Genomic DNA, 18,654 nt, shown 5'->3' on the forward strand with positions numbered 1-18,654 from the left:
TTTATTTAATGCGAAGAAATATTCGATAGGTGCTATGGACTCTGTAAAAAGATCTACAAAGATCAATAAAGATCAGGTTACTGAGAGGAATTTTACAGAGTTTTATATTGCTGTGATAGATGGGGAACCAGAGGAGGCTCTCGATGATTTTTCTGAAGTCGAAGAATCAGAGGAGAATGAAGAACAGGAGCTTGATGAAAAAAGATCGGACTCAAGCTATGATATTCTTAACATATATCTAAAAGATCTATCCAAATGTCCCGTCCTATCCAAAGAGGAAGAGGTTGAACTGGCAAAGCTCATAGAGCAGGGTGATGAAAAAGCAAAGGAGATGATGATAAGCTGTAATCTTCGCCTTGTGGTTTCAATCGCTAAAAAATATGCAAACAAAGGGGTTCCCCTTGAAGATCTCATTTCAGAAGGGAATATAGGTTTGATAAAAGCTGTAGAGAAATTTGATTATAAAAAAGGTTTTAAATTTAGCACTTACGCAACTTGGTGGATAAGACAAGCTATAGAAAGAGCTATAATTACAAACACAAAGATTGTTAAAGTACCGATCCATATAATGGACTATATAAAAAAGATACTTAGGGCTACCTCAGAACTAAAAGAACAATTGGGGAGGAACCCCACATACATGGAGTTGTCAGCTTTTACAGGTATATCTATTGCAAATCTTTATAAAGCGGTGGAGGCTATGAGGCAGGATGTATCTTTGGATGCTCCCATCTCTGAGGATGAACAGGAAAACCTTCATAACCTTATTGCTGATGAGATACAGAAGGACCCCTTTAAGCATGCTTTTGAGATGAATATACAAAATCTTGTGAGTAAATGGATGACCTATCTTACAGATATGGAAAATCAGATTATCACCATGCGATTTGGTCTGGATGGTAAAAAACCAAAAACGCTTGATGAAGTGGGAAAGGAACTAAATCTGACAAGAGAAAGGATCAGACAGATAGAAAAAAGAGTACTTAGTAAATTAAGGAACTTTTTTTGCAATAAAAATATCAGAAAGGAGTCTCTGTTATGATTTCAAAACAGGAACTTTTGGAGAGAATAGAGCGATTCAGGAAAAATTTAACTTGTCTGGATGATAGTTGGGAAGTGGTTGCAATATTTGGAAAGGTAAATATATTTTATTTTACGAACACAATGCAGAACGGTGTTTTAATCATAAAAAGGGATGGGAGTAACTATTTTTTTGTTCGAAAAAGTTATGAAAGAGCTAAGCTGGAATCTCCCCTTGACTTTATTTACCCTATTAAAAGTTTCAAAGATATATTAGCAGTTACAGATTTATCAGGTGATGTCATTCATGTGGAAAAGGATATTGTACCTTTAGGATTTTTCGAAAGGTTTAATAAAACATTTGGATTTAATACAATTGCATCAGCTGATCTGGCTATTTATAAGACGAGGGCTGTAAAATCCCAGTACGAATTGGGGCTGATCAAAAAGAGTGGGGAGATACATGAGTATGTAATGCAGAAATATCTACCTCAGGTTTTTAGGGAAGGGATGAGTGAGGCGGAGCTTGGGGCTTTGGCTCTTAAGGAGATCATAGTGCAGGGTGGGCAGGGTTTAACAAGGATGGGTAGCTTTAATTCTGAGCTTTTCGCAGGTAACATCTGTTTTGGGGATAGCAGTAATTATTATAACTCCTTTGATGGTCCTGCAGGTATTTTGGGTGTTTCTCCAGCTGTTCCCCTTTTGGGGAGTCATAAAAAGTTCTTAAAAAAAGATACTATAGTGATGCTGGATATAGGTTGTGGTTTTGAGGGTTATCATACGGATAAAACAACGGTCTATGCTTTTGGTAATATACCCGATGTAGCGTATGAATATCACAAAAGATGTGTTGAGGTGCAGCATCTTGTGGCGGAGAGACTAAGGCCAGGGGAGATACCATCGAAGATATATGAGGATATCATGTCAAAGATAGATAGTGCATTTGATGTGCATTTTATGGGTTATGGATCGAATAAGGTCAAGTTTTTGGGGCATGGGATTGGGTTAGTGATCGATGAGTATCCTGTTATTGCGAAGGGATTTGACGAGCCGTTGGAGGAGAATATGGTGCTGGCTATAGAACCTAAAAAAGGGATTGATGGTTGGGGTATGGTGGGTATTGAGAATACTTTTGTGGTTACCAGGAATGGTGGTGTGAGTATAACAGGCAATGATTTTGATATAATAAAATTATAATGGAGTTAATGATGAAGAGTTTTAAGGCTGTTGTGGTTGAAGAGATAGATGGTAAGTTTGAGATTAAGTTGAAGGAAAAGGAAGTAGATGCTCTTCCTTCTGGGGATGTTTTGGTAAATGTTAAGTATTCTTCAATCAACTACAAAGATGCACTCTCCTGTAGTGGTAATAAAGGGGTTACCAAAAGCTACCCCCATACACCTGGGATAGATGCTGCTGGTATAGTAGAGGAGTCTACTTGTGATGAGTTTAGAAAAGGGGATGAGGTCATAGTTATAGGCTTTGATCTCGGGATGAATACCCCCGGTGGTTTTGCAGAATATATTAGGGTTCCAAAGAGCTGGGTAGTAAAAAAACCAAGTGGGTTATCCCTTAGGGAATATATGATATATGGTACGGCAGGTGTTACTGCAGCTTTATCTGTAGATAAACTTATCCAGTATGGGATAAAGGTGGGGTATGGTAAGATAGCTGTAACAGGAGCTACAGGTGGTGTTGGCCTGTTTTCTATTGCTATTTTAAGTGGGCTTGGTTATGATGTTGTTGCAATCACAGGTAAGATGGAGGAGGCAGATTATCTAAAATCTTTTGGGGCAAAAGAGGTAGTTGATAGGAAGGAATTTGAACAGGTTAATACTAAAGCACTTTTAAAACCACAGTTTATAGCAGCTGTGGATACTGTAGGAGGTGAGGTCCTGGTGAATGTCATAAAATCGATTAACTACGGGGGGGCAGTGGCTGTCTGTGGTATGGCTTTTTCTCCTAATATTTCCCTTACCGTTTTCCCATTTATACTGAGAGGGGTTTCTTTGCTTGGTATAGATTCTGTTGAGATAAGGAAAAACGATATCCTTAATAAAATATCTAACGTTTATAAACTAGAAAATCTCGATAGATTTTCTACTGAGATAGGGCTTGAGGATATATCAGGTGCAGTTGAAAAGATCAAGAAGGGCGAGGTAAAAGGTAGATATCTTGTAAGAGTTAGTTAATCATGTCAAAAGGGCTCTGGATTTGGCTCGTCTTTTTTGCGTGCGGATTTGTTTTTATAAATTACCCATTTATTAGGATCTTTGATAAAAATATATTTCTCTTTAAGATCCCTCTTTTATACATCTATTTTTTTATGGGTTGGATCTCTTCGATATTCGTTGTATATATCTTTAAAAAAATATTTCTAAAACATGAAAATTAGTTTGAGTGTCGTTTTCCTCATAAGTTTTTTGTATATCCTTCTACTTTTTTTTATTGCATTAATCTCTAATATTCTGGTTAGAAGAAAAAGAAGGGTGATTTATAATCCTTATATTTATGCGTTAAGTATAGGGGTGTATTGTACTGCATGGACCTATTACGGTTCTGTTGGTAGAGCAAGTGTTGATGGAATTGAGTTTCTTGCTATATATATTGGACCTACACTGATGGTTTTTTCCTGGTGGTTTTTATTGAGAAAAATGGTAAACATTGTAGAAAGACATAATATAAATAACTTGGCTGATTTTGTCAGTTTTAGATTTGGTCGATCTAAAAGAGTGGGATTGGTTGTAGCTGTTGTGTGTGTTGTCGGTATTATACCCTATATTTCGCTGCAATTGAAATCTATAAATGAAACTATACTAATACTTGCAGATCTTGGTTCAGATTTTACTTCACCATTGTTTTTTGATACATCCTTTTATGTGTCACTTTTTATTGGTATTTTAGCTTCTCTTTTTGGAGTTCACCATATTGCTGAGGGGAGAAAGCATCCAGCTTTAGTTGGTGTAATAGCTTTTGAATCGGTTGTTAAGTTGATTATTTTATTAATAGCAGGAGGGTATGTGGTTTATCTGTCTGGGGGCTTTAGCCAGATATTTGGATATTTATATACTAATCAAAATGATCCTGCTGTGGCAAAACTTATAGTACTTGACAAAGGTAATAATTCTTACGGTAAATGGTTTTCTATGATGGTGATGAGTATGTTTGCTGTGATGTTTTTGCCAAGACAGTTTCAGATGGCGGTTGTGGAGAATGACTCCCCAAAACATATAAAAGAGGCGATGTATCTTTTCCCCCTTTATCTGTTTTTGATAAACCTGTTTGTGATACCCATTGCTATCTCTGGGAAATTATTTCTCACAGGTGATTACAATCCTGATTACACAATACTTTATATTCTAAGGGATAAGGGTTCTTTGTTTTTTATGGTATTGGTATATATTGGTGGTTTGGCAGCTGCCACTGGGATGATTATTGTTGCTTCGGTAAGTTTATCAAATATGTTTGTAAATAATATTATAGTTCATGTTTTTGTAAAACTTTTGATGTTTAGTAGATTTGGCAAGTACATAACATCATTAAAGAGATTAATGGTTATTATTATTATCCTCGCTGGTTACTTTTTTTATCGTTATGTGGGGGAATTTTTTAGCTTGGTGGATTTGGGGTTGGTATCTTTTGCAGCCATTTCCCAGATAGCTCCTGCTGTGGTGTTGGGTCTATTTGTTAAGAGGCTAAGTAGGGATGGGGTTTTTTGGGGTATTATATCAGGTTCTATTGTGTGGTTTTATACACTTGTTGTGCCTTATTTTGCTAAAGCTGGTATCATTGATTATCGTATTGTAACAGATGGTTTGTTTGGTCTTGCTATCCTTAAGCCCACTGAGCTTTTAGGACTTACAGGACTTGACTCATGGTCCCATACCCTTTTCTGGAGTATGTTATTAAATATTGTTATTTTGACTGTTATATCTTTGGTTTCCGAACAAAACGAAGAGGAGAAAGAGACAGCCTCATTATGTGTGGATAGCTTGAAGCTACATTTTCTTCTTGGAAAGGAAGATGTTAGTAGGAGTTTAAGCCTAACCGATATAAACAATATCTTATCAAATTTTTTTGGAAATGAGTATGCCAAAAAGGTTATAGATAACTTTTTAAACCAAATTGGCAAAGAGAGAAGGGATCTCAATGTGGATGATATAAAGTTGTTGGTAGATGAGGTAAAAACTCATCTTTCAAGTGCTGTGGGGCCTAGCGCTTCTGAGATCATTATAAATTCTTATTTGGAAATGGCAGGGAAAACAGGTAGAGATGTCATGAATGTATTTAAGGACCTTGTTAGCTTGGGGGTAGGTGAATCGAGGGATACATTGATACATCGTATAACAGAGCTTAATATACTACTTGAGATCTCCAGACAGTTTACTTCAACAACAGATTTGGTTAAAAAGCTTCAAAATGCCATAGACATCATCCGTAATAACCTCAAAATAGATCTTGTAGTGATTAGAAAAAGAAGTGGTGATACATTGGAAACAGTTGTCTATTCTGGAGATATAAACTCATTCAAAATGATATCCAATATAAGGAGAATAGATTCCCAAAAGACATATATCGGTAGAACATTTGTTACTGGTAAGGCGGTATATATTGATGATATAGACAATGCGATGGAATCTGAGTATATAAATGAACTCAAAAATAGAGGTGTTAGATCTTTTTGTCATATCCCCCTTGTTATTGATGGTAAAGTGGAAGGTGTATTATCATTATTTTCCAAAACATATAAAAATCTGTTTAGTAGGGAATTTGTAAACATCCTCGAAAGCATTGTTAGCCAGATGGCTTTCTTGATGGATAATCATAATAAAGCGGAAGAGCTTATCAAAATAAAAGAGGTTTCCAAAGAATTGGAGATTGCAAAGATGATACAAGCATCCCTCGTATCTGTAGATCCTTTTAGCTTTGAAGGAATAAAAGTGGTTTCTGCCTATTCCCCTTCGGTGTATGTTGGAGGAGATTATTACGATATTATAAGGGTAGATGAAGAACAGGTAGATATAATTATTTCGGATGTTTCAGGTCACAGTATATCTTCTGCTCTAATAATGTCGCAGATAAGAAGTATAATTCATACTTCTTTAAGTATAAACAAAGCGTTGAAACCTTCAGATATGTTACATCTAATAACAAAACAGATATTCCCTCAGATAAATAGATATAATTTCATCATCACGATGTTATACATAAGACTAAACCTTTTTAGTGGAGACCTTACAATGGCCAATGCAGGTCATTATAATCCAATACTCATAAAGGATGGTGAGGTTATCGAGCTTAGATGTGACGGGGTACTCATCGGTGTTTTTGATGATATGAAATATCTGGAGGAGAAATACAACATTAAAACTGGAGATTGTTTGGTTTTGTTTACCGATGGTGTAGTGGAGTCGGAAAATGAGAATGGTGAGTTTTTTGGAAAAGAAAGATTTCTTAATATACTAAAAGAACACGCCTATATGGAGCCTGAGAAGATCAGAAATGCGATCCTAACCTCACTTTCTGCTTTTACTAAAAATTATGTGCAGAAAGATGATATATCACTTTTGATAATTAAAAAGGTGTAGTTATACCAATTTTGATATGTTAGGGAACTCAACAATAAATGTTGTTCCGTATTCCAGTGTTGATATAAAAGAACAATGACCACCAAGATATTTTTCTGTAAGTAACTTTATACAAAAAGTACCTAAACCATTTCCCTCTTTTTTGGTGGTAAAAACCTCTTTAAAGATCTTTTTTTGAATATCCTCAGGGATATACTCAGGATTATGAACAGATACCCTGAAAAATTTATCATCACCATAAAACTTGACAGTGATTGTTTTTTCAATATTGCTTGCCTCAATGGCATTTTTGACCATATTCATAACTATTCTGTTTAGTAGAATTTTGTCAGCAAAAATTCTATCAACTTCACATATAAACTCAAAGGTTATGTGGTTGATATGAGAGAAGATCGATTTAATATTGTTGATTATAAAATGTGTAGAGAAGTCATCGAAGTGTGTTGTAATGTTGTTTTGTTGAGCCATGGTGAGAAATCTTTGGGCTTCGATCTCTTGATAAGCCAGTCCTATGTTATTGCTAAGGATATCAAGCAGATCAGCATTCATTTTTAAGTGCCCTTTTTTATAGGCTTCTAATAGGGAGTATGTAGTACCTACAACGTTTATGAGATCATGATAGAAGATTTTGTCCATGATCTTTCTGTTTTGTTCATCAAAGCCTTTTAATATATACATTATATATTCGCCTTTATCTGTTTTTATTGGGACCGTGGAGATATTAAATTTCATTGTATCAGATCTGTTTGTTTTAATTTCACAGGTGGATATGGAATATATCCCTTTTATTGCATTGTTTATAGCAGTGTTCCCTTTACAGTTTTTACAAAAGATGGTGGTGCCACATTGATCATCATTACCGTGGATACAATCGAAAAGTTCCCCAGGTTTTTTGTTTAATATCTGATCTAAAGGTTTATTGAAATATTCTAAAACCCTTCTATTCACAAAAATAATCCTCCTATCGGTGTCAAGGATTAAAATCATATCATCTATGTTGTTTATAACCTCTTCAAAATGGATGATGTTTATCACTTGTCCGAGATTGTTTTTTATTTCTGAGTAGGTTTTATATTGTTGATGGTCTTCGCTTGAGTTGGATACATTGCTCAACATCAATATATTTTTAAACTCTAAATACTTTTGGGTGACTACAAGCTGGCTAAGCTTTCTTATATTTTCTATCTCATCTATGTTGTTTTTCAGGGTTTTTACGATAGAATGATCTATTTTACCGCTTGAAGCAAAATTTTCGATGATCTCTAAGGCTTTCGATGTGGGTAACCCTGGGCGATAAGGTCTGTCTTCCGATAGAGCTGTATAGATATCAGCAACGGTCATAATACGACAACCTATATCCAATCTTTCTGCAGTTAGATGGAAAGGGTACCCACTACCATCTAAAAACTCATGGTGGAAAGCCGCCCACTGTTTAACATTTTCAAAAATATCCATGGAGTTTAAACAATAAAAAGTATAGTAGGTGTGTTTTTTTATATCTGTTCTTTCATCTATAGAGAGTTGACCATTTTTATTAATGATATAGGGGTTTATTGCTAATTTGCCGAGATCATGGAGATAGCCTGCGATCTTAAGGTTTATTACCATATCTTCAGGCAGATTCATAAGTTCACCTAATTTAGAGGCAACGGAGGCAACACCGGCTGAATGGGTTGCTGTAAAGGAACATCTGAAGTCTATAATATGGCTTAAAAAGTTTGTAAAAGAGAGGATCTCGTCCTTGCTGAGTATAATGGTATCAAAAAGAAAATATCTTTTAAGTATCCTATCCTTATCCGGTGCTTCTAGGTCAAGCCAGAAGAACTCTTTGTCATAAAGAGATAGAAAAGCATCTACATGTTCAGGTTTGAAAAATCTATTTTTATATGAGGTTATTATCTCTTTGACCTCCTTTCTTTGATAGTACGCGGGTGTTCCTCTTTTTAGCAAGATATCTATCCGATCAGCCAAATGTATAATTAGTGCTTCATCCTCTGTCTCAGGGAATTTGTTCCAGGGTAAGTGGTGTTTACTTATTATATCAGAAAGGTGTTTGAAAGAGTCCAGTTTATTTACTAAAAAAGCTCCAACGTTACTGTGATTATATCTCGTGGCTTCCCCGTTATCAAACTTGCTTAACTCTCTAAACTCTGACTCCAGCATAACCCCTATATCATGGATTAGGGCTGCTATGATAGTATCTGTGATTTTTTTATTGTCCAAACCATATTCAGATGCGATGGCGGCAGATATATAGGCTACTCTATGGTGATGGTTTGATAGATCGGGATTGACAAGATCTACTATTTTGGAGATATTGTATGCTAAATCGAAGATCGATATAACATAACTCCCTATTAGATCATTTGAGTATGTTGTTCTATCTTTAAAGAAAGCCATATAATAATTATATTGTTTTAATTATAAAATTCAAGCAAAAAAAGAATATAAAACTTTTTGCATAAGTGCAATTGTTAAGGTATTGATGATGAATGATAATTAAGTGGCTATTGTTTTTGGTGTTGCAAAATTGCAATAAAAAAGTTTTTTGTATTTTGAAAAATTGTTGTAAAATAATGATTGATTGTTGGTATAATTTTGGTATGTGTTTTGCCTGATATCTCCTAATAAATACATTAGGAGGTATTTAAAGATGAAATACTTTAAAATGTTATTTGTAATTGGGTTGTCATTGCTCTTTGCTTCAACAGTTTTTGCTAATCAGGTGGTTATCAAATTTTCCCACGTTGTTGCACCTGATACCCCTAAGGGGCTTGCCGCTAATTTTTTTAAATCATATGTGGAAAAAGAATCTAAAGGTCAGATTAAGGTAGAAGTTTTCCCCAACTCAACTCTTTACGGTGATAGAGAAGAGGTGGAGGCCCTTAAGATGAATGCTGTCCAGATCATTGCACCAAGTTTTTCAAAATTTACAGGTTTTGTACCCCAGTTTCAGTTGTTTGATTTGCCATTTTTGTTTGAAAATGAAAAGCAGCTTCATAAGTTTCTTGACGGTGAATGGGGGCAGAAGATGCTCAAGCTTGTTGAGCCTAAGGGTATGATTGGTCTTGCTTATTGGGATAATGGTTTTAAAGATATCTCTAATAATAAAAGGGAGATAAGAAAACCAGAAGATGCTGCTGGTTTGAAGTTTAGGATCATGTCTTCAAAGGTGTTAGAGGCTCAGTTTAAGGCTCTTGGAGCAAACCCTCAAGTACTCCCATTTAGTGAGGTGTATTCTGCTCTTCAGCAGGGGGTAGTGGATGGTGCGGAAAATCCTGTTTCAAATTTCTACACACAAAAGATGCATGAAGTTCAGAGGTATTACACAGTGTCTGGTCATGGTTACTTGGGCTATCTTGTGGTAACTAATAAAATATTCTGGAATTCATTATCACCTGAGCACAAAAAGATTGTGATGGAAGGTATTAAGCAGGCTACCATTAAGGAAAGGGAGTGGGCAGCCAAATTGGATGATGATTATTTTGCTAAGGTAAAAGCCTATGGTAAGATACAGATCTATACCCTCACCCCTGAAGAAAAGAAACTCTGGCAAAAGAAACTTATGGCCATATATCCTCAGTTTTATGATGTGATAGGTAAGGAATATATAGATGCGGCTTTAAATACTAAATAATTTTCTTAAAGGCCCTATTTTAAATGGGGCCCATCTTTTTATGAAGGAGCCAAAGATGCTTAAGTTTTTTGAGTTTTTAGACAGTTGGCTTGATAGGATTAATATATTTATAATGTCTGTGATGATGGGTGTTGCCACCGTTGTTGCCTTTATCAATGTGGTTTTAAGGTATGGCTTTAATATGTCTCTTACATGGGCAGGTGAATTGACATCATATCTCTTCATATGGTCAGTCTTGTTTGGAACAGCCTATGGATTTAAGATCGGGATGCATTTGGGGGTTACTGCACTTATACAAAGATTAAAACCTAAAACTGCTAAGAATCTTTTGACTCTTAGTCTATTTATCGTTTTTATATTTCTCTTGATTTTGATAAAATGGGGTTATGATTTTGTAAAATTTAACTATGAATTAGAGCAAGTTTCTGTGGATTTACATATTCAATTCTGGATAATTTATCTTTGTGTCCCAATAACTATGGCTATTTCTTGTTATCAAATACTTCTTAAGATAATCAAAATAATAAAAATGCCAGCAGAAGAATTCTCTTATGATTTGGTAATGAAGGAGCATTGATATGGCTACGATAGTTCTGTTTGGACTTTTATTTCTATTGCTTTTTATTGGAGTACCTATAGCAATTTCTTTAGGTATTTCAAGTACATTGGTTATACTTTTTTTTACCCAGATGCCTACCCTTGTGATACCTCAGAAGATGTTTACCTCAATAGACAAATTTGCTTTGATGGCAATACCACTTTTTATTTTAGCAGGTAACTTTCTTTCCCAGGGTGGTGCTGCAAGGAGGATTATAAGGTTTGCAAGGGCTATGGTTGGACATCTGCCAGGTGGGCTTCCCATGTCTGCGATTTTTGCTTGTATTATTTTTGCTGCTGTTAGCGGTTCATCCCCTGCTACTGTTGCGGCTATTGGATCAATAATGATGGGTGCTATAAAGGAGGCAGGGTATAATGATAAATTCTCCATAGGCTCTATAACCTGTGCTGGATCTTTGGGTATACTCATTCCACCGTCCATAGTCATGATTGTCTATGGCGTGACTGTTGACCAATCTATAGGTAAACTTTTTATGGCTGGAGTAATACCAGGGTTGCTTCTTGGTGGTGGTTTGATGCTCGTAACGTATATAGCTGCAGTAAGATCAGGTTTTAAGCGGGAAAAGATGGCATCTTTAAAGGAGATTTTTGGAAGTTTTATGGATGCATTTTGGGGCTTATTGGTTATTGTGATTGTTATTGGCGGTATTTATGGTGGTATATTTACACCTACCGAAGCAGCAGCAGCATCTGCGGTCTATGCGTTTTTTATATCGATGTTTGTTTATAAGGATATTAAATGGAAAGATGTTCCAAATATCATAAGAGCCTCTGCTACCACATCTGCTATGGTGATGTTTATTATAGCAAATGCAATGCTGTTTGCTTTCGTCCTAACTTATCTGCAAATCCCACAAAACCTCGCCCAATGGATAATTGATATGAACTTTAATAAATATGTGTTTTTGGTATTTGTAAATGTGTTGTTGCTTATTGCTGGAAATTTTATGGAGCCTTCCAGTATTATTATGATATTGGCACCTCTTCTTTTCCCCGTAGCCATGACCCTTGGTATAGATCCTATTCATCTTGGTGTAATTATGACGGTTAATATGGAAGTGGGTATGCTTACTCCGCCAGTAGGTCTGAACCTCTTTGTAGCCTCAAGTATTACAGGACAGAGTATCGAAAGTGTTATCAAGGCTACAATACCATGGATGTTTGCTTTACTTGTAGGTCTCATCATTGTTACTTATGTTCCTTCGATATCTTTATTTTTACCAAAACTTATATACGGTGGGTAGTTCTCTTGAGCGGGGGTTATCCCCGCTTTTTAAATGAAATAAACTAAAAAGGTTAGTATACAAATTATAAGATAAATGGGCATGATGGTTTCGTAGAGTTGCCAAAAGTTTATATTCATTTTTTCTGTGATTTTTTGTCCTGCTAATTCCGAAATATTGTTGAAAATGCCCATTGAAACAAAGAGGGTAAAAGATACAACGAAACTGTATTTGTTTATATTGTAGCTACTCAATATGGAGTTATATATGGGATACAATATGAGGATGATCCCTAAGGGGTCTATTAACTCTTTCATGAAAAAGGCCACAATATATAAAATAATAATCATATAATATACTTCTGAAAAGGATAAGGTGAGATAGTTTATCACATCCTGATTTGCAAAATTATAGATATGGAAGAAGGTAACCAAAAAGATAAAGTAGACAATACCAGTTATTATTCCCGTTCTTGGCATTGATTGAAGCAAAGAGTCGATGAGGTTACTTAAAAATCTATTTTTATTATATAAAAAGGCAATAAAAAGGGAATATAAGAAGGATATGATGGCTACTATATCTATAGGGTATGATTTTATAAATATTAGAAAATATATTAACAACGCATTGCTGTAAATGGAAACTATAGAAAAGATATCTACTTGCCCTTTTGTAACATTTAGTTTGTTTTTAACAAAAAGATAGTATGAAATGATAATGAAAGGTACAGCAACTAAAAGGGAATAGATGATTGTAGTTTTCAAAGATATTTTCAAAAGTGATGCTATAATGATTATTGGTATTGAAACTGGCAAGATATAGTTTGCTGATGAAAGCAAAAAAATCGCCTTAATGTAATCTTTTTCAGTTTTAAATTCCTTAGGTGAAAAACTCTTTTCAAAACCGCTAAAAAATACCATACTTGTGGAGGATACTGTAATCGTAGGTAAGGAGAAAGCAAGAAACGAAATGAGATTATTCCCCAATAAACTAAAGATACTGCTCTTAAATCGATTTAAAAGTCCAGAATTGATTATGATATCTGAGCTTATTATAAAAAATGGTATTGCTGTAACCTCTGGTAAAAGTAGAACCTCCTGTAATTTTTCTGATAAAAGAAATATACCTTCGTCGTAGTTGAATTGAAGTACTGCTATGTAGGTAATAGAGATCGATAATAGAATAGTATTTAGGCTCAATCTAAATAATGAAAGTATGATAAGCCCTACAATAAATATAAAGTAAAATGTCATTTTTTATCGAACCTTAGTATTATTATTAATATTAAAAAGAGTATACTATAAAAAAGCTTGATATATGCCAATGTTAGAAAAAAAAGTACGACCATAATGACGGTTTCAAGTTTGGTTAGATCTACTTTAATAAGATTAACGTTTAGCCTGTAGCTTTTATCGATGAAGTAGGAATACACGATGACAAAAGATATAACAACAAGATAGATATAATCAACAAATTTAATATCATAGGATGTGAAATATCCTGATAATCGATTGATGCCAAACATAGTTATTGTAAAAAAAAATAAAGCTATTATAGCCCCATATTTTCTAACTCCTTTTGAATCTCTGCACTTAAATGATTATAAAATATCTGTTTATGTTTACGATAAAAATCTTCCCAAATCTTTTTTTCTGATGGGGAGAGTTCGTATATGACAACTTTGTTGTTTGATTTTAGTCTAAAGTAGTCAATGTAATTTAGATTCTGAGTGATGCTTTTTTCGAATTCTGTAGCCTTTTTCAAAGAGTCCTGAATAAGTGTTCGCTCATTTTGCGTCAAATTGTTCCAAAATTTTTTTGAGATCACAACAGCATACCCCAGATAACCATGGTTGGATAGTGTTATATATTTTTGATATTCATGAAGTTTTTGGGAATAGATATTATTAAAGGTATTTTCCTGACAATCGATGATTTTTTCTGCAAGGAGATGTTTTAGACTACTAAAAGGATAGGTGAATGGCAGGGCTCCTGCTAAAGAAAACTGTGAGTTGAGGATTTGGCTACCCATCGTTCTTACCCTTAGACCCTTTAAATCCTGGGGCGTTTTGATGAGTTTATCCCTGCAGGTGATCTGCTTGAACCCGTTTTCCCAAAAATCAAGTATTATTATTCCATGATTTTCAGCCTGTTTTTCTAATATATCTGTAATTCTTGATCTACAAAAAGATCTGAAATGATCTTCATCTGTAAAAAGAAATGGGATGTCAAAAACTTGAAAATCTCTTATCTTATCACTAAATTTTGAAAAGCTTGGGGCTGCCATTTGAACAATATTTTTTTCAAGGGCTCTTATAATCGGTATATCATCAAAAAGGATTCCGTTGGCGTAGATTAAAACTTTTATTTTCCCTTGTGATGTTTTCTCAAGATCTTTTTTAAAGTATTCCACAGCCATGCCTTTTGGACTATCTGGGCTTACAACATGGCTAAATCTTATCACTGTTTCAGCAAAGATTGATTGATAAAATATCAATAATATCAATATAATCTTAAACATTTTTTATTCTTGATAGTTTTCGATGAAAAGTTGCAGGGTCTATTTTTGCTATTTTACTTGCCTGCTGGATGTTGTTATTAGTCAGTGTAAGGAGTTTTTGGAGGTACTCTTTTTCAAAGTTTAATTTTGCTGTTTTGTAGTCTAGTAGTGTATTGTTTATCTCTGGATTACCTACTATATGATCTTTTATTATATCTTCCTTTAGTATATCCCCATCTGATAAGGCGACAGCTTTCTCTATCATGTTTTCAAGTTCTCGCACATTGCCAGGCCAGTTATGTGAAAAAAGCAGTTTCATAAATGTAGGGGATATTCTCATCTCTTTTTTCCCAAAAGCATTGCAATACTTTTTTACAAAGTATTCGGCAAGATAGGGTATGTCCTCTGTTCTTTCCCTTAAAGGAGGGATTTTTATTGTGATGACATTAATTCTATAATAAAGATCACTTCTAAATCTCTTTTCTTCAACTTCTTTTGCAAGGTCTCTATTAGTGGCGGATATTATACGTATATCTATATCGATTAGATCTGATGACCCTAATCTCTTTATATTTCTCTCCTGAATAACCCTGAGTAGCTTTGTTTGGAGGCTCAAAGAGGCTTCACCGATTTCATCCAAGAAGATTGTGCCATGGTTTGCTTCTTCAAAATACCCTTTTTTGGTTATGTCTGCGCCGGTAAAGGCACCTTTTTCGTAACCAAAGAAAAGGCTTTCTTCAAGAGTCTCTGGGATTGCTGCACAGTTTACAGCTAAAAAACGGTTTTTATTTCTATGGCTTAAATTGTGTATTGCCCTTGCTATAAGTTCTTTTCCAGTTCCTGATTCCCCTATGAGTAGTATGTTACTGTTTACGGTGGATATCTTTTTAATGATGCCAAGAAGATCCTCCATTTTTTTACTTTTGGCAATGATGTTTGAGATACCGTAGAGGTCATTTATATTTTTCTGGAGTATTTTTAGGTCTGTTTTTAATTTTGAATTTTCTATACCTTTTTTGATTTTGATCATCAGTTCATCTATATTATCAAAAGGTTTTGTTATGAAATCAAAGGCACCTTTTTTGACTGCATCTACAGCTGTCTCTATGCTGCCATAAGCGGTCATCATAATGAATGTTATGTCTGAAAAGTCTCTATTTATAATGTTTAATACCTCAAAACCTGAAAGCTCAGGCATCAGATTGTCACATATCACAAGATCTGGGTAGATCTTGTCTATTTTGTTTAAAGCTTCTAAGGGGGATCTGAATTTGAAAACTTCGTATTCACCAGCCAAAAATTCACCGAAGAACTCTAATGTGTATATTTCGTCATCTATTATAAATATCTTATCCAATGTGCTCACCTCTTAGTTTAGTTTATATAAGTGTTAGATTACTGTCAAGGCTGTTAATTTTTTATAATTATTTCAAACTCTGTGCCTTTTCCATATTCTGATGACACTTTAATATCCCATCCCATATCCCTTATAATGGCATTTGTTACCGATAAGCCCAATCCTGTACCCTTTCCGACTTCCTTAGTTGTAAAAAAAGGATCAAAGATCTTGTTTAGATGTTCTTTTTTTATTCCAGAACCTGTATCTTTTATCTTAACAGATCTATATTGGGCTGATTCTTCATAGGAAAGCTCAATAATGCCGTTTTCCTTCAAGGCGTCTAATGAGTTTGAAATGAGGTTTAGAAATACCTGATGCATTTTCCCTTTGCTAGCCTTTACTAATATAGGATATTTTAGATTGTTATTTATAGTTATTTTTTTCTTTTTTATAATGCTGCCAAAGATTTTAATTGCAAAGTTTACAGACTCTCTGAGATCAAACTCTTCATGTTTTTCTACCCCCTGTCTTGCATAATCTAAAAGGTTTTGGACTATGTTTTTGGTTTCTTTGCCGGCTTCTATAATGATATTTATAAGCTCTTTTTCCTTAGATCCTTCTTCGAACCGTTTGGAAAGAAGCTGGGATATGTTAAGTATTCCCACGAGGGGGTTATTTATCTCATGGGCAACGCCACCAGCTAATAAACCAAGAGCAGATAATTTTTCGGCCTGGATTAATTGGGCCTCTAAATCTTTTATTTTGCTTATGTCTCTAACAAGTTCTACACAGGCTGTGACATCCCCTTTTTCATCAAAGAGGGGTGCCCATATTACTTCGTATTGCCCTTTGTTACCTTTTAAAAAATCTACGGTGGATACACTGAAGCTTTTTTTAGACTCAAAAACCTGTTCGAACATACAAAAGGGGCATTTCTGTTGCCTTCCTGTAATCTTTTCATAGCAATATCCTGTTTGGATGTCAGGTAGTTTTTTTACAATATAGCTGTTAGCCCATAACAGTTGGTAATTTTTATCTATGAGGATAACTCCTTCATCTATTGACTCTACAATTCTCTGGAATTTTTCATGTTCCAATTGGAAAAGTTTTTGATATTTCTCTTTTTCATAGATAAATCTGTTTACGGTTATTTTTATCGTAAATAGTAGTATTAGGATTATAGTGCCAAATATCAGTGCAGAAAAGCCAATCTTAAGCTCTTTATCCATTAGACCAGAATAGTAATATTTAAATGGAGCATAAATATAGATATCAAGGCTATTGTAAAAGCTTGCACCTGTAACCGAATATTCGGAACCGCCACTTAATATGGAAAACTGTTTTTCTTTTTTGTTAATTATTTCGGGATAAAAATTGATGTACTCAGAGGAGTATGATATTGTACCATCTTTGTTTAAGATAAGTATATTTTCACCAAAAAGAAGGTTTGATAGGATCTCATCTAAGTTAACCAAAGAGATATAATGGGTATCTTCCTTCTTTATATGGATTGCTAAGTAGTTTTTATTGTTTATTTGGGTGACAAATACCTTATTTTTAAGTTGGTAGTTTATTATGTCAATATTTAGTGGTTCTGTTATATTTGTAAAAATGAGACCACCGTTGCTTATAATTATCAAATCGTTTTTAGTTTCAAAGGATTTAGATGATGAAATCTTATTTAAGAAGAGATCTTTTTGGGCCAGTTCCTCTTCAAGTTTGTTCAGAAGTTTTAAGATCGTTTTTTCTTGGGTTTTATATACAAATGACCTGAATTTTTCGTTGCTCTTTTTATCGACATACATCAGAGAACTGATGATTATAAATATAAGTATTGAAATAAGAATGATAAGTTCAAAGGGGTTAAGATTTTTGAGAAACTGCTTGATCATTGTTTAGTATCAGCCAAAGGCAACATCTAAGAACATCATGACAGCAAACCCCAGCATGGCACCAATGGTGGATAAATCGGTATCGCTGTCTCCGTGTTGGGCTTCAGGTATGAGTTCTTCAACAACCACATAGATCATGGCTCCAGCTGCAAAGGATAGCGCATAGGGTAGTAAGGGTTCGGCAATACTGACAGCGTAGGCACCAATTACAGCTGCAATCGGTTCAACTATTCCTGAGATCTGGCCATAAAAAAAAGCTTTTCTTTTGCTAAAGCCTTCTCTCATCAGGGGTATGGACACAGCAGCACCTTCAGGGAAGTTTTGTATCCCAATACCGACTGCTAAGGCAATGGCGCCACCTATAGAGGTGAAATTGGCTTGAGAATGAACAGAACCAAATGCTACACCTACTGCTAATCCTTCAGGGATGTTGTGTATTGTTATAGCCAAAACAAGTAGAATACTTCTCTGCAGGGATGTCTTTATCCCTTCAGCCTTTTCTATTTTTAGCCCTTGATGCAGATGGGGTATAAAGTTATCTATAGCAAGTAAAAAAGCACCTCCAGCCAAAAAGCCCATAACTGCAGGTATCCATGGTTTGTCGGAGTGTTTTTCTGCGAGTTCTATGGCTGGTGAAAGTAATGACCAAAAGCTTGCTGCAATCATCACGCCTGCAGCAAAGCCTAACATACTATTTAATATCTTTTTGTTGATCGATTTAAAAAGAAAAACCATTGATGCACCAGCAGCTGTCAAAAGCCAGGTAAAGATTCCAGCAAAAAGTGCTTGTATTATTCCATTTAAACCAAAAAAGATATCCATATTTTTTTATACTTACAAA

General features: G+C 34.8%; 14 protein-coding genes. 7 read left to right on the forward strand and 7 right to left on the reverse strand.

The genetic code is table 11. The features are described from left to right. The first annotated feature begins 34 nt into the window (after positions 1–34). The 4 genes from N3C60_00315 (at position 35) to N3C60_00330 (ending at position 6,605) form a co-directional block, all read left to right on the forward strand. Positions 35–1,042 (forward strand): sigma-70 family RNA polymerase sigma factor, encoded by a 1,008-nt coding sequence (locus N3C60_00315; protein ID MCX8083355.1) that lies wholly within the window; start codon positions 35–37, stop codon positions 1,040–1,042. Further along, entirely contained in the window at positions 1,039–2,217 is a 1,179-nt protein-coding gene (locus N3C60_00320) for a Xaa-Pro peptidase family protein (GenBank protein MCX8083356.1), read from the forward strand. Before N3C60_00315 ends, N3C60_00320 begins: the two co-directional genes overlap by 4 nt. Positions 2,218–2,228: 11 nt before the next feature. Then, the gene (locus N3C60_00325; GenBank protein MCX8083357.1) at positions 2,229–3,209 is read left to right on the forward strand and encodes a YhdH/YhfP family quinone oxidoreductase; all 981 of its coding nucleotides are present in this window, start codon (positions 2,229–2,231) and stop codon (positions 3,207–3,209) included. A 192-nt stretch (positions 3,210–3,401) separates the two neighbouring features. Then, the gene (locus N3C60_00330; GenBank protein MCX8083358.1) at positions 3,402–6,605 is read left to right on the forward strand and encodes a SpoIIE family protein phosphatase; all 3,204 of its coding nucleotides are present in this window, start codon (positions 3,402–3,404) and stop codon (positions 6,603–6,605) included. Here the strand turns inward: N3C60_00330 and N3C60_00335 are convergent, their stop codons facing one another. Next, the gene (locus N3C60_00335) at positions 6,606–9,005 is read right to left on the reverse strand and encodes an HD domain-containing protein (protein MCX8083359.1); all 2,400 of its coding nucleotides are present in this window, start codon (positions 9,003–9,005) and stop codon (positions 6,606–6,608) included. Between the two features lie 253 nt (positions 9,006–9,258). On the opposite strand from N3C60_00335, the gene N3C60_00340 reads away from it, so the two are divergent. From N3C60_00340 to N3C60_00350, 3 genes are read left to right on the forward strand one after another with little or no spacing between them, the layout of a single operon-like run. Then, the gene (locus N3C60_00340; GenBank protein ID MCX8083360.1) at positions 9,259–10,242 is read left to right on the forward strand and encodes a TRAP transporter substrate-binding protein; all 984 of its coding nucleotides are present in this window, start codon (positions 9,259–9,261) and stop codon (positions 10,240–10,242) included. A 55-nt stretch (positions 10,243–10,297) separates the two neighbouring features. Continuing rightward, positions 10,298–10,819 carry a TRAP transporter small permease gene (locus tag N3C60_00345; GenBank protein MCX8083361.1) on the forward strand — a complete coding sequence of 174 codons (522 nt, stop codon included), beginning with the start codon at positions 10,298–10,300 and terminating at the stop codon, positions 10,817–10,819. Between the two features lies 1 nt (position 10,820). Next, the gene (locus N3C60_00350; protein ID MCX8083362.1) at positions 10,821–12,104 is read left to right on the forward strand and encodes a TRAP transporter large permease subunit; all 1,284 of its coding nucleotides are present in this window, start codon (positions 10,821–10,823) and stop codon (positions 12,102–12,104) included. A gap of 29 nt (positions 12,105–12,133) precedes the next feature. Here the strand turns inward: N3C60_00350 and N3C60_00355 are convergent, their stop codons facing one another. From N3C60_00355 to N3C60_00380, 6 genes are read right to left on the reverse strand one after another with little or no spacing between them, the layout of a single operon-like run. Beyond that, positions 12,134–13,336, reverse strand: a complete 1,203-nt coding sequence (locus N3C60_00355) for a hypothetical protein (protein ID MCX8083363.1) — start codon at positions 13,334–13,336, stop codon at positions 12,134–12,136. Beyond that, the gene (locus tag N3C60_00360) at positions 13,333–13,608 is read right to left on the reverse strand and encodes a hypothetical protein (GenBank protein ID MCX8083364.1); all 276 of its coding nucleotides are present in this window, start codon (positions 13,606–13,608) and stop codon (positions 13,333–13,335) included. The genes N3C60_00355 and N3C60_00360 overlap by 4 nt, the downstream gene beginning before the upstream one ends. A 26-nt stretch (positions 13,609–13,634) precedes the next feature. Continuing rightward, on the reverse strand, positions 13,635–14,603 hold the full coding sequence (locus N3C60_00365; protein ID MCX8083365.1) for a DctP family TRAP transporter solute-binding subunit: 969 nt from the start codon (positions 14,601–14,603) through the stop codon (positions 13,635–13,637). Then, positions 14,596–15,939: a sigma-54 dependent transcriptional regulator gene (locus N3C60_00370; GenBank protein MCX8083366.1), complete on the reverse strand. Its 1,344-nt coding sequence runs from the start codon at positions 15,937–15,939 to the stop codon at positions 14,596–14,598. Before N3C60_00370 ends, N3C60_00365 begins: the two co-directional genes overlap by 8 nt. A 53-nt stretch (positions 15,940–15,992) precedes the next feature. Then, a complete protein-coding gene (locus tag N3C60_00375; protein MCX8083367.1) occupies positions 15,993–17,813 on the reverse strand; it encodes an ATP-binding protein in 1,821 nt (606 codons plus the stop codon). Between the two features lie 9 nt (positions 17,814–17,822). Next, a complete protein-coding gene (locus tag N3C60_00380; protein ID MCX8083368.1) occupies positions 17,823–18,635 on the reverse strand; it encodes a ZIP family metal transporter in 813 nt (270 codons plus the stop codon). Positions 18,636–18,654 lie beyond the last annotated feature (19 nt).

This window comes from Calditerrivibrio sp. (genome assembly GCA_026415135.1).
Lineage (GTDB): Bacteria > Chrysiogenota > Deferribacteres > Deferribacterales > Calditerrivibrionaceae > Calditerrivibrio.

Coding starts and splice junctions, on each gene's coding strand:
- N3C60_00315 (MCX8083355.1), top strand. CDS start 35: ATGGACTCTGTAAAAAGATCTACAAAGATCAATAAAGATCAGGTTACT.
- N3C60_00320 (MCX8083356.1), top strand. CDS start 1,039: ATGATTTCAAAACAGGAACTTTTGGAGAGAATAGAGCGATTCAGGAAA.
- N3C60_00325 (MCX8083357.1), top strand. CDS start 2,229: ATGAAGAGTTTTAAGGCTGTTGTGGTTGAAGAGATAGATGGTAAGTTT.
- N3C60_00330 (MCX8083358.1), top strand. CDS start 3,402: ATGAAAATTAGTTTGAGTGTCGTTTTCCTCATAAGTTTTTTGTATATC.
- N3C60_00335 (MCX8083359.1), bottom strand. CDS start 9,005: ATGGCTTTCTTTAAAGATAGAACAACATACTCAAATGATCTAATAGGG.
- N3C60_00340 (MCX8083360.1), top strand. CDS start 9,259: ATGAAATACTTTAAAATGTTATTTGTAATTGGGTTGTCATTGCTCTTT.
- N3C60_00345 (MCX8083361.1), top strand. CDS start 10,298: ATGCTTAAGTTTTTTGAGTTTTTAGACAGTTGGCTTGATAGGATTAAT.
- N3C60_00350 (MCX8083362.1), top strand. CDS start 10,821: ATGGCTACGATAGTTCTGTTTGGACTTTTATTTCTATTGCTTTTTATT.
- N3C60_00355 (MCX8083363.1), bottom strand. CDS start 13,336: ATGACATTTTACTTTATATTTATTGTAGGGCTTATCATACTTTCATTA.
- N3C60_00360 (MCX8083364.1), bottom strand. CDS start 13,608: ATGTTTGGCATCAATCGATTATCAGGATATTTCACATCCTATGATATT.
- N3C60_00365 (MCX8083365.1), bottom strand. CDS start 14,603: ATGTTTAAGATTATATTGATATTATTGATATTTTATCAATCAATCTTT.
- N3C60_00375 (MCX8083367.1), bottom strand. CDS start 17,813: ATGATCAAGCAGTTTCTCAAAAATCTTAACCCCTTTGAACTTATCATT.
- N3C60_00380 (MCX8083368.1), bottom strand. CDS start 18,635: ATGGATATCTTTTTTGGTTTAAATGGAATAATACAAGCACTTTTTGCT.